Origin of the sequence: uncultured Bacteroides sp. (assembly GCF_902491285.1) — a bacterium.
In the GTDB taxonomy this organism is placed as follows: Bacteria; Bacteroidota; Bacteroidia; order Bacteroidales; family Bacteroidaceae; genus Bacteroides.
This window is the reverse complement of record NZ_CABUHK010000002.1, coordinates 152224-164631: the sequence shown is the minus strand read 5'-3', so window position 1 is coordinate 164631 and position 12408 is coordinate 152224. Positions and strand designations below refer to the sequence as shown.

Sequence of the window (12408 nt, the reverse complement as noted above, 5' to 3'; positions counted from 1 at the left end):
ACTTGCTAAATTATATGCTTAAATATAAAATCCCTCAGATTGTTACGTTGACCCATGAAATTCTTTTCAAGGAATATCCCGATATAAAGAAAGGATATTATCTGTCTATGCGGTTAGGCTTAATCTATCATCAGTGTAAGTTTAAGGATATTGCTTTGACAAGGCTGGCAAGGTGGTATGATGAAGTAGATAAATCAGGGTTCCTCACCTTTGGAAGGGTCGTACGTTCTATACAAACACATTATCTGAATATAATCAATTTTTTTGAAAGGAGGGCAACCAATGCCGCAGCAGAGTCATTCAATGCTAAAATCAAAGCATTTAGAGCACAGTTCAGAGGAGTAAGAGATAGAGCTTTTTTCTTATATAGACTTGCTAAATTATATGCTTAAATATAAAATCCCTCAGATTGTTACGTTGACCCTGCTTCTGCTTCCGTTATCTTATGGTGAATTATACAAAACAAAAATCGCAATCATCAGTTTTCCAATGATTGCAATTACATCTTGTACTCGAAGCGGGACTTGAACCCGCACAGCCGCAATGGCCAAGGGATTTTAAGTCCCTCGTGTCTACCGATTCCACCATTCGAGCATCCTCGACGAGAGAGAGCGGAAAACGAGACTCGAACTCGCGACCCTAACCTTGGCAAGGTTATGCTCTACCAACTGAGCTATTTCCGCGTTTTGTTTTAACGGGTGCAAAGATAAGCCATTTTATAATACCAACCAAACTTTACACCCATTTTTTTATTCACAATCGTAAAATTCCCTCTATTTCGGTCAATTCTGCATCAGTAAAGGCCAAATTATCCAACGCATGAAGATTATCTGCCAGCTGTTTTACAGAACTTGCCCCCACAATAACAGAGGTCATCCGTTCGTCTTTCAACACCCATGCCAATGCCATCTCAGCCAAAGTCTGCCCACGGCGTACAGCCACCTCATTCAGCCGACGTGCTTTTTCCACTTTATCTTCTGTCACTTGGTCTACTTTCAAAAACCCAGTAGCACGAGCCGCACGAGAGTGCTCCGGAATACCATGCAAATATTTATTGGTCAGCAATCCTTGTGCCAAAGGCGAAAATGCAATAAAGCCGGAGCCTTGTTCAGCGGCCAACGGCAATACCTCCTCCTCCACAGCACGATCAAACATACTATAACGATATTGGCTGATCAAACACGGCACACCGGCACTTCTCAATATTTCATAAGCCACCTTTGCCTGCATAGGCGGATACTTTGAAATACCCACATACAATGCTTTTCCTTGCTTCACTATATCAATCAACGCTTGCATCGTTTCCTCAACCGGGGTCACGCCATCATAACGGTGACTATAGAATATATCAAAGTAATCCAAACCGGTACGGCACAGGCTTTGGTCGATACTGGCCATTAAATTCTTACGCGAACTGTTTCCCCCATAAGGTCCATTCCACATTTCGTGTCCTGCTTTTGAGGAAATAATCAATTCATCACGGTAACCTTGGAAATTCTCCTTCAGAATTTTACCGAAATTAATCTCAGCACTTCCCGGAACAGGGCCATAATTATTAGCTAAGTCAAAATGTGTACCCCCGCTATCAAAAGCATATTTAATCATATCGGTTGCTACACCAAAATCGTCCACACTACCAAAGTTATGCCACAAACCTAAAGAGATACGAGGTAAAAGCAAGCCGCTATTTCCGCAGTATTTGTACTGCATTTTGCTATAACGGTCTGCCGAAGGTTGATATTTCATGCTATTACGTTTTACAATTATTTCTATCTACCTAAAAGGCTTCGTTCAGCCTGTTCCATGACTGAGAAATTAAATCCGTCCACTACTTGCCGCATCAAGCTTTCGATCCTGTCATTACACAAATTACCGATACTACCCTCATGAGTATGATGCACCTTCTTGTCATGGGTGAACTTGCCGGCTTCTATGTCCAGGCCAACCTTTTTATAAGCATCACGGAACGGCATACCTTCAGACGCCAAACGGTTGACCTCTTCCACACTAAAGATATAAAGGTAACGGTCATCATCCAGAATATGTTCGTTGATTTTAATTTTGTCCATAATATAGGCAGCCATTTGCAGACATTCCTTCAACTCCCGGAACGCAGGCAAGAAAACTTCTTTTATAATCTGCAAATCACGAAAATACCCCGAAGGCAAATTATTCATTATCATCATAATCTGCTGAGGAAGAGCCTGCAGCTTGTTGCATTTTGCCCGTGTCAATTCAAAGACATCAGGGTTCTTTTTATGAGGCATTATACTGGAGCCGGTAGTACATTCATCCGGAAGTTTTACAAAGCCAAAGTTTTGGCTACTGAACATACAAGCGTCAAAAGCCATTTTAGAAACTGTCCCGGCAATAGAAGCCAAAGCAAAAGCCACATTACGTTCCATCTTACCACGCCCCATCTGCGCATACACCACATTATAATCCATCGAATCAAATCCCAACAAGCGGGTGGTCATCTCACGATCGAGCGGAAAAGAAGAACCATACCCGGCAGCAGAGCCCAACGGATTGCGGTTGCACATTTTGAATGCAGCCTGCAGAAACATCATATCGTCCACCAGACTCTCAGCATACGCGCCAAACCACAAGCCAAATGAAGAAGGCATCGCTATCTGCAAATGAGTGTAACCCGGCATTAACACATCCTTATATGTATTGCTTTGAGAAATCAGCACATGAAAAAGTTGCTCCACCTCTTCGGCCACTTCTTTTAATTCCGCACGAGTAAACAGCTTCAAATCCACCAACACCTGGTCATTGCGTGAACGTCCACTATGAATTTTCTTTCCGACATCTCCCAACTTACGCGTCAACATCAATTCTACTTGCGAGTGTACATCCTCTATACCATCCTCTATTACAAACTCTCCCTTTTCGGCAGAAGCATAGATATTCTTTAATTCCGCTAATAACATTTCCAATTCTCCGGCTGTAAGCAAACCGATACTTTCCAACATGGTGATATGTGCCATTGAGCCCAATACATCGTGTTTAGCCAGATAAAGGTCCATTTCACGGTCACGTCCTACAGTAAAACGATCTATCTCCTCATTTACCCGGACATTTTTTTCCCAAAGTTTCTGTGCCATATTTGTCTTTATTTTTAATAAGGAATCATCGATAACATCTCAGCCAGTTTATCCACACCATCCTGTAAAGGTTTAGCAACCATCGCCTTCATAAACATATTCACTTCTGCACGAATAGTTACTTTCAGTTTTGCCTGCCCAGCCTCTACAGGCAAAATCTGAATCCACAAATTCATAGGAACCGGAGATTTTTCACTTTCGAATTTAACACATTTATAAGGTTCACGTTCTATAATACGCAAAGTAATGCTTATGCCTTGTACCGTAAAACTTAAAGAGTCACTGTCGAACTCCATACCTTGTACCTTGTCGGCCAATTTATCACGCACAGATTCCAAGTTACTTAAATCCGACAACTTATTAAACACCTGCTCCTGACTATAAGGAACATATTTCACACCACTCTCAAATTGTGCCATAATACCTGCTCTCTAAAAACACGAAAAGAACAATCCGGAAATCCATAAAAATTCCCGAACGGTTCTCTTCATATTATATTTGTTTTAAAACTATAACTTATTTGCCTGCCTCCCAATGAGCCGGATCCTTTCTCCAATTATCCAAAACCGGAACATCCTCTTCATTAATATATCCGGTCTTCAAGGCTGAATCCAATACAGCTTCATAATTAGTCAGAGTAACCAAGTTCACTTTTGCTTCCTTGAACGCTTCAATTGCCACTGGGAAACCATAAGTAAATGCAGCGACCATACCAATCACTTCACATCCGTCACGACGGATAGCTTCAACAGCTTTCAAACTGCTGCCGCCAGTTGAAATCAAGTCCTCAATAACTACGACTTTCATACCAGGACGAAGTTCACCTTCAATCAGGTTTTCCAAGCCATGGTCTTTCGGAGTAGAACGAACATACACAAACGGCAGATTCAACTCTTCAGCCACCAAAGCTCCTTGAGGGATAGCCCCTGTCGCCACACCGGCAATAGCATCTACCTGACCGAACTTCTCCAGGACAATACGGCTAATCTCAAGTTTCACAAAATTACGAAGAGAAGGATACGAAAGAGTTTTGCGGTTATCACAATAAAAAGGCGACTTCCAACCGGACGCCCAAGTAAAAGGATTAGCCGGCTGCAACTTGATAGCCTTAATCTTCAGTAATTTCTCTGCGAATAATTTTTCTAAAGTCTTCATAACTCAACTATATCTGATAAATATTGTGCAAAAATATAGAAATACATCGAGATAATGAAAAATCGGACAAGGTATTTTTCTAAAAAATAGTTGTTGTTATCAGGATTCCCCTGCCAATGCCAAAGTAAGCACACTGATACGTAATCCGGGTATGCCACGAAAGGCATCAGCGCAAGAAACAACCGTAGCCCCTGTTGTCAGCACATCATCCACCAACAAAAGATGCTTTCCTTCCAAGCTGTCAGGGAAAATACAGGCAAACAAATTTCGCACGTTTTCCCATCTTGCATATTGTCCTTTATGCGTCTGTGTGTCAGTATACCTGCTTCTTATCACAACTTTAGTATCCATAGGAATACCTGTCACCACCGAAACTCCTCTTGCCAGGCATTCGCTTTGGTTATACCCCCTTAAACGTTTTTTACGTTGATGCAACGGAACAGGAACAATCAAATCTATCCCATCAAAAAAATGAGAACACATAAGTTCAGATGCCATCATCCGCCCCATCACTTCACCCACTTCTTGATTACCATGATATTTCAGTTCGTACAACAACTGTCGGACATTTCCTCCCTTTGCATAATAAAGAAAAGAGGTGGCATGCCCCACCGGTATTTTTCCCCAGAAATTACATTCTACAATATTATCTTTCCGTAAATGAAATTGAGTACGCGGAAGCCCCGACAAACATTTCAAGCAAAGCACTCTCTCCCCTGATATAAGCTGCCGCCCACAAAGCAGACAACTATGAGGGAAAAATAAATTCCAAAGATCAGTCCAGATAGGCATCATCTTCTCCGGTTTGTTTCACACAACGGCAAACAGCCTCCATTTCAAATCCTCTACCAACTGCAAAACGAATCAATTTCCCATTCCGTTCGTATTCCGTACATGCTTTCACACTTCTTCTTTTCTGCTCGATCAAACCAGATAGTACCTCCATATATTCCCGCTCATCTACCTCCTCCAATCCTTTGGCTATAACATCCGCAGGGATTTTCTTCATGCGCAAAGCCTGGCAGATTTTCACTCTGCCCCATTGGTTAAAGCGATATTTATCGCGAACAAAGGCCGAGCAAAAACGCTTCTGGTCAATGTATCTCTCATCCTGCAAATGCCGAACGATTTTCTCCATCATTTCCGGAGTGGCTCCCCATTGTGACAATTTAGCCTCTACATCTGCTACACAACGCTCCATTGAAGAGCAATAAGCTTCTGCCTTATACCTCAAATCATTCTCACTTAATTCTCCCTTCATCTTATTTCTCCGCTTTTATCATTCTATCATTTTGAAAGAGATCTTTTCTCAATTCTATATTTTTGTATTCCAAACCTGCCAACATATCCACCGTTTCCCGACCGTATTCCTGATTAATTTCAAAATAAAGCCTTCCACCAGACCCTAGCATATCCCTACCCAATTCTGCTATTTTCCGATAAAACAGCAATGGACTATCATCCGGCACAAACAAAGCCAATTCCGGCTCCCATTCCAAGACATTAGCACTCATATCCGCCCTCTCCTTTTCTGTAATATAAGGTGGATTGCTGACAATGACATCAAACCGCTCACCTGCAGGAGAAGCAAGCAGCACATCCCTTTGCTCAAGAGTTACACGAACGCCGTTCCGCCTGCAATTACGTTCCGCAACTTGCAACGCCTTTTCTGAAACATCCCATGAAACGACCTCCGCCCCTTCCAAATTCTTGGCCAAAGAGACAGCGATGCAGCCGCTCCCCGTACCAATATCCAATATTCTAACCCGACCATACTTATGCTCCCGTATAATCCAGTCTACCAACTCCCCTGTTTCCGGACGTGGAATCAATACATGTTTATTCACTTCAAAAGTAAGGCCATAAAATTCTTCCGTACCTATTATGTATTGAATAGGTTCCAGTTTTTGCAGACGAACCAGAATATCATCCAGCTGTTTCCGCTCATTCACCGAAAAAGTAGTATCTTTGCCTGCATACAATTCAACAACAGACATGCCGAAGACTTGTGTAAGCAGCAATTTAGCCATAGGCACAAGTTCTGAATCAGGGTAATATCCCTGCAAGGTTTGTTTTATGTAAGATACAACAGGATTCATAATGTCATTTTATATGCAAAAGTAAGAATTTAAACAAGATCGTTATGACAAAAGATGAAAAATATATTTCCCGTTGCCTGCAACTGGCATACAACGGACTTTGTAACACAGCCCCTAATCCGATGGTAGGTGCTGTCATTGTATATCACGACACCATTATTGGAGAAGGCTACCACATCCGTTGCGGAGAGGCACATGCCGAAGTAAACGCCATACGTTCCGTTAAAGACGAAAATCTTTTGAAGGAATCAACCATATACGTAAGTCTGGAACCATGCTCCCATTATGGAAAAACCCCTCCCTGCGCCGACCTGATTATAGAGAAGAGAATCCCCAAAGTCGTAATAGGCTGCATAGACCCGTTTTCCCAAGTAGCCGGCAGAGGCATCGAGAAACTGCGCAAAGCCGGCATTGAAGTAACCGTAGGCGTCTTAGAAGAGGAATGCCGGCACCTGATAAGACGCTTCATAACATTCAACACGCTCAAACGCCCATACATAACCTTAAAGTGGGCAGAATCCGCTGATGGCTTTATCGATATAAACCGCACAGGAGGAAAGCCGATCATACTTTCCAATCCGCTGACCAGCATGCTGGTACACAAAAAACGCGCCGAACATGACGCTATATTAGTAGGACGACACACGGCATTACTTGACAATCCCTCCCTATCCACCCGGAATTGGTACGGCAAGCATCCCGTGCGTCTGGTAATAGATAAAGAATTGACATTACCCCGAGATTTGGAACTTTTCAACGGCAAAATAAAGACATTCGTGTTTACCCGGGAATCCCCCTGTCAGCCAAACGCATTAACAGAATACATATCGTTGGATTTCAACAAAGATATCCTGCCGCAAATAATGGAAGTATTATATCAGAAAAAAATACAATCACTTCTAGTAGAAGGCGGAAGTATTTTATTACAGTCTTTCATAGACTCCGGCTTATGGGATGAAGCCTTCATAGAAAAGGTTCCACTACGCTTAAACAATGGAATACAGGCACCTTCTATTCAAAAAAAACACTTTAAACTGAATAAAATATACTTTGGAAGAGAAATAATGCATGCCGTCCATTCACAAATTCAAAGATAAAATGTGGCTGATTGACCGAGAAAAAGGGCTGGTTTATCTATAAATTAATATAAAACTTGTCCCAAAACTTCTATATAGAAAAAAATCTTCCTACTTTTGCGACTTGTAACAATAGACTCATTTGCAAATGAAAATAAAGTTTTTGACTGTCATCACAAGTCTGCTTGCTGCGGCTTTTATGATTACATCTTGCTTGGACGACAACGAAGTAGAAACAGAATATAGTTCAGAATCAAGCATTACCTCTTTCGCTATAAAAGATAAAATTGAAACTCAATATACCGAAAAGGTTAATGGCAAAGACACAACGCTGACATTCACCGTTGATGGTACCAAATACCCTTTTGCCATCGACCAAGGCACAAGACATATCTACAACGTAGACTCCCTGCCAGTCGGTACAGACATCAGCAAAGTCGTAGTCAGCATAATATCAGACGGTATTGGCATTTTTATTGTCTCTGAGGACAAAGATTCGTTGTGGAGTGATACCGACTCCCTGAATTTCGAAAAGCCTGTCCAATTTAAAGTTATGGCGATGAGCGGAGTCTATGGACCTATTTATAAAGCCGAGATTAATGTACATAAACAAGTTCCCGACTCATTGCAGTGGAGCCATAGGGGAAGTAGTTTCGACAACACTATCCAAGCACAGAAAGCAGTCACATTAGGGGATTATATTTATGTTTTCGCACAGCAAGACAATGGCGCCGCTGTTACAAGCACCCACATCAATGACGGAAAAACCTGGACGCCCTTACAGGCTTTACCTGAAAATATGCAAAATGCGGACTATTCTTCTGTCATGGCATGGGGAAACCAGTTATACATACTTGCCGACAATGATCTGTACTGCTCCTCTGACGGAAAAAGCTGGAGCAAGATGGGCACTAACACCAAATTCGAGAAGCTGATTGCCGGTGTTCATTCAGAACATAACTGCAAATTGTACGCCATAGACACCAACAATCATTTTATGGAAAGCACGGATGCTCTGGTTTGGGATACTAATGGCGAGGTTCCGGCCAATTTCCCGAAAAATCAGTTATCATACACAGCTTACCCGTTGGTAACCAATAAATTCATAGACCGTATGGTACTAATGGGAGAAAATCCCATTGCGACCGACACGACCTCTACTGTATGGACCAGACTGACTACAGAAGACAGTTGGGCAGATTATCCTACAGCCGCATACGATAGTTTTTATTGTCCCAAGCTGGCTAATATAGCCATGATTCATTACAACGACCAATTATACGCTTTCGGTGGTCCGGGTAAAAGTTTCGGTAAGGACATTCCCGCTTTCAGCCGATTCTACGGATCAACGGATCAAGGCGTTACATGGAAACCTGTTTCAAGATATGTATTCTTCCCTACAGAATTCACTGATCTATACAACCAGGCAGACGGCAACTATTCTTATGTTGTAGACAAGAATAACTTCTTGTGGATTATATGGAGCCGAAGCGGAGAAGTATGGAGAGGACGAATCAATAAGTTGGGATTCGATTCCAAGGAATAAAGTCAAAGAGAGTCATATAAAATAGATTGCGACATGCCATATAGAGAGCAAATAGACAAAAGCCGTATACCTGCCCATATAGCCATTATAATGGATGGAAATGGAAGATGGGCTAAACAACGTGGACAGGCGCGCAGCTTCGGACATCAAGCCGGTGCAGAAACTGTACACATCATAGCAGAAGAAGCGGCTAGACTGGGAGTCAAATACTTGACACTATATACTTTCTCTACCGAAAACTGGAATCGTCCGGTAGATGAAGTCGCTGCTCTGATGAGTCTTCTGATGGACTCCATTGAAGAAGAAACTTTCATGAAAAACAACATCAGTTTTCGCATTATCGGTGATACGGCAAAGTTACCGGTAGAAGTTCTGGAACGATTGAACCAATGCATTGAACGCACCTCAATCAATACCGGTATGTGTCTGACACTTGCTTTAAGCTACTCTTCCAAATGGGAAATAACAGAAGCGGTAAGACAAATAGCGGCCAAGATTCAAAACGACAAACTAGCCATTGAGGACATCGATGACAATTTGATAAGTGCACATTTAAGTACAAACTATATGCCCGACCCGGATTTGCTTATACGTACCGGAGGAGAAATCCGCCTTAGCAACTATCTGCTTTGGCAATGTGCTTATTCCGAACTATATTTTTGTGAAACGTTCTGGCCGGACTTCCGCGAAGAAGAATTTTGCAAAGCCATTTATGATTATCAGAAAAGAGAACGCCGTTTCGGCAAAACCAGTGAACAAATATAAAGTTAGATAAAATGCTATATCGTATTTCACTTATACTATTAACGCTTACATGCCTATTTTGCTTTTCAACAGGCAGTTACGCCCAAGAAGCAAACGTAGAAGAAAACGACAATCCAGTCATACTTTATTCCGGAACGCCCAAGAAGTATGAAATCGGCGGAATCAAAGTAGAAGGCGTAAAAAACTATGAAGATTATGTATTGATCGGACTTTCAGGACTATCGGTAGGACAGACCATTGTTGTTCCGGGAGATGACATCACCACAGCTGTAAAACGTTATTGGCGACACGGACTGTTCTCGGATGTACAAATCCTAGCTGAAAAAATTGTTGGAGACAAGATCTATTTAAAAATCATCCTGGCCCAACGTCCACGTATTGCCGACATTCGTTACCACGGCGTAAAGAAAAGCGAGCGTGAAGATTTGGAAGCCAAACTAGGTTTGGTAAAAGGAAGCCAGATTACTCCCAACTTGATAGACCGTGCTAAAATATTAATCAAGAAACATTTCGATGAAAAAGGTTTTAAAAACGCCGAAGTGACCATCGTAGAGCGTGATTTGGCTGACAATAAGGACCAAGTGGATGTTGATGTGATGATTGACAAGAAAGAAAAGGTGAAAGTCCACAAGATCACCATTGACGGCAACACCGTGTTAAGTGACAAGAAGTTAAAACGCGTCATGAAGAAGACGAATGAGAAAAACAAACTTGTCAACCTTTTCCGTACCAAAAAATTCATTGAAGAGAAATACGAAGAAGACAAACAGCATATCATCGACAAATACAACGAATTAGGTTACCGCGACGCACAAATTGTTGTGGACAGTGTTTCTCCGTACGATGACCGTACCGTCGACGTGTACATGAAAATAGAAGAAGGTGACAAATACTATCTGCGCAACGTGACTTGGGTAGGTAACACCATTTATGCTTCGGACTGGCTGAACGAACAGCTCCGTATGAAAAAGGGAGATGTTTATAACCAGAAATTAATGACCGAGCGTCTGACCGGTGATGAAGATGCTATCGGTAACTACTACTATAATAAAGGATACGTTTTCTATAACCTTGACCCCGTAGAAGTAAACATAGACGGCGACTCCATTGATTTGGAAATGCGTATTCAGGAAGGTCCTCAGGCCTCTATCAGCAAAGTGCGTATCAACGGTAACGACCGTTTGTATGAAAACGTAGTACGCCGTGAGTTAAGAACCAAGCCGGGAGATCTGTTCAGCAAAGAAGCATTGGAACGTTCTTATCGTGAGATAGCCCAAATGGGACACTTCAACCCTGAAAATATCCAGCCGGATGTACAACCGGACCCGACCAACGGTACGGTAGACATCAACTGGAACCTGGAGTCCAAAGCAAACGACCAGGTAGAATTCTCGGCAGGTTGGGGACAAACCGGTGTTATCGGTAAATTAAGTTTGAAGTTCACGAACTTCTCTATGGCCAACTTGTTCCATAAGAGTGACAACTACCGCGGATTCCTGCCACAGGGTGATGGACAGACATTAACCATCAGCGGACAGACCAACGGTAGTTATTACCAGTCATATAGTGTATCGTTCTTTGACCCATGGTTTGGCGGAAAACGTCCGAATTCATTCTCTGTTTCGGCTTTCTACTCCATACAGACAGATATCAGCAGTAACTACTATAACTCAGCTTATATGAATAATTACTACAATTATTACAGCGGTTATGGAAATTATTATGGCGGATATAATAACAACTACGAGTCTTTTTATGACCCCGATAAATCTATCCAGATGTATGGAGCATCTATCGGTTGGGGTAAGCGTTTGAGATGGCCGGATGACTATTTTACCTTGTCAGCCGAACTTTCTTACCAGCGCTTTATTTTGAAAGACTGGAGCTACTTGTATATCAAGTTGAACAACGGAGAATACATGTCAACCGGTAATTGCAACAACCTGAGTTTGAATCTGACTTTGGCACGTAACTCTACGGATAACCCGATTTTCCCGCGTCGCGGTTCTGAATTCTCGGCTTCCGTACAGCTGACTCCTCCGTACTCATTGTTCAGTAACAAGGACTACTCGGTATACGGTAAAGATGATTATGATGAAGCGGCAAGTATGTTCAACTGGATTGAATACCACAAATGGAAATTCAAATCAAAGACCTATACCGCTCTTACAGGAGGTCAGAAATGTCCGGTTATCATGACACGTGCAGAGTTCGGTTTGCTGGGTCACTATAACAAGTACAAGAAATCACCTTTTGAAACATTCTATATGGGTGGTGACGGTATGACAGGCTATAGCACCAGCTACGCTTCCGAAACCATTGCACTGCGTGGTTACGAAAACGGTTCATTGACTCCTTATGGTAGTGAAGGCTATGCTTACGTACGTTTAGGTGCAGAATTAAGATACCCGTTGATGCTGGAAAATTCGACCAGTATTTATGCACTAGGCTTCATTGAAGGAGGTAACGCATGGACAGATGTAAGCAAATTCAATCCGTTCCAGTTGAAACGCTCGGCAGGTGTCGGTGTCCGTATCTTCCTGCCGATGATTGGTATGATGGGTATTGACTGGGCATACGGTTTCGACAAGATTAACGGATCCAGCCAGTATAGTGGAAGCCAGTTCCACTTTATCCTGGGACAAGAGTTTTAATAA

The 12408-nt window shown here is 42.2% G+C and carries 12 protein-coding genes and 2 tRNA genes; 5 read left to right on the top strand and 9 right to left on the bottom strand.

Annotation, left to right across the window (positions count from 1 at the left end):
• The coding region (locus tag RDN93_RS01210) for a transposase (protein WP_308743853.1) at positions 1-392 on the top strand (392 nt) is incomplete at its 5' end.
• Positions 393-509: 117 nt separating this feature from the next.
• Here RDN93_RS01210 and RDN93_RS01205 read toward each other — a convergent pair.
• The 9 genes from RDN93_RS01205 to prmC all read right to left on the bottom strand — a co-directional run bounded on the left by RDN93_RS01205 (position 510) and on the right by prmC (position 6364).
• A tRNA-Leu gene (locus tag RDN93_RS01205) sits at positions 510-594 on the bottom strand.
• A 16-nt stretch (positions 595-610) separates the two neighbouring features.
• Positions 611-683: transfer RNA gene (locus RDN93_RS01200), tRNA-Gly, on the bottom strand.
• A gap of 70 nt (positions 684-753) precedes the next feature.
• On the bottom strand, positions 754-1746 hold the full coding sequence (locus RDN93_RS01195; protein ID WP_117814727.1) for an aldo/keto reductase: 993 nt from the start codon (positions 1744-1746) through the stop codon (positions 754-756).
• Between the two features lie 23 nt (positions 1747-1769).
• The gene (gene argH / locus RDN93_RS01190; RefSeq protein WP_005844516.1) at positions 1770-3110 is read right to left on the bottom strand and encodes an argininosuccinate lyase; all 1341 of its coding nucleotides are present in this window, start codon (positions 3108-3110) and stop codon (positions 1770-1772) included.
• A gap of 14 nt (positions 3111-3124) precedes the next feature.
• Positions 3125-3529 carry a hypothetical protein gene (locus RDN93_RS01185; RefSeq protein ID WP_005844515.1) on the bottom strand — a complete coding sequence of 135 codons (405 nt, stop codon included), beginning with the start codon at positions 3527-3529 and terminating at the stop codon, positions 3125-3127.
• A gap of 97 nt (positions 3530-3626) precedes the next feature.
• Positions 3627-4265: an orotate phosphoribosyltransferase gene (pyrE, locus tag RDN93_RS01180; protein WP_005844513.1), complete on the bottom strand. Its 639-nt coding sequence runs from the start codon at positions 4263-4265 to the stop codon at positions 3627-3629.
• A gap of 99 nt (positions 4266-4364) precedes the next feature.
• The gene (locus RDN93_RS01175; protein ID WP_057279280.1) at positions 4365-5060 is read right to left on the bottom strand and encodes a ComF family protein; all 696 of its coding nucleotides are present in this window, start codon (positions 5058-5060) and stop codon (positions 4365-4367) included.
• Positions 5041-5526: a regulatory protein RecX gene (locus RDN93_RS01170; protein WP_057279279.1), complete on the bottom strand. Its 486-nt coding sequence runs from the start codon at positions 5524-5526 to the stop codon at positions 5041-5043. The genes RDN93_RS01175 and RDN93_RS01170 overlap by 20 nt, the downstream gene beginning before the upstream one ends.
• Position 5527: 1 nt before the next feature.
• Positions 5528-6364, bottom strand: a complete 837-nt coding sequence (gene prmC, locus RDN93_RS01165) for a peptide chain release factor N(5)-glutamine methyltransferase (protein WP_057279278.1) — start codon at positions 6362-6364, stop codon at positions 5528-5530.
• Positions 6365-6408: 44 nt separating this feature from the next.
• On the opposite strand from prmC, the gene ribD reads away from it, so the two are divergent.
• The 4 genes from ribD to bamA all read left to right on the top strand — a co-directional run bounded on the left by ribD (position 6409) and on the right by bamA (position 12405).
• Complete coding sequence (gene ribD, locus RDN93_RS01160; protein ID WP_057279277.1) at positions 6409-7461, top strand: bifunctional diaminohydroxyphosphoribosylaminopyrimidine deaminase/5-amino-6-(5-phosphoribosylamino)uracil reductase RibD; 1053 nt, start codon at positions 6409-6411, stop codon at positions 7459-7461.
• Between the two features lie 127 nt (positions 7462-7588).
• Positions 7589-8986, top strand: coding sequence for a DUF6242 domain-containing protein (locus tag RDN93_RS01155; RefSeq protein WP_057279276.1), 1398 nt, complete (start codon positions 7589-7591; stop codon positions 8984-8986).
• 33 nt (positions 8987-9019) lie between these two features.
• Entirely contained in the window at positions 9020-9751 is a 732-nt protein-coding gene (locus tag RDN93_RS01150) for an isoprenyl transferase (protein WP_117814728.1), read from the top strand.
• An 11-nt stretch (positions 9752-9762) separates the two neighbouring features.
• The gene (bamA, locus tag RDN93_RS01145) at positions 9763-12405 is read left to right on the top strand and encodes an outer membrane protein assembly factor BamA (protein ID WP_005844499.1); all 2643 of its coding nucleotides are present in this window, start codon (positions 9763-9765) and stop codon (positions 12403-12405) included.
• The last annotated feature ends 3 nt before the right edge of the window (positions 12406-12408 follow it).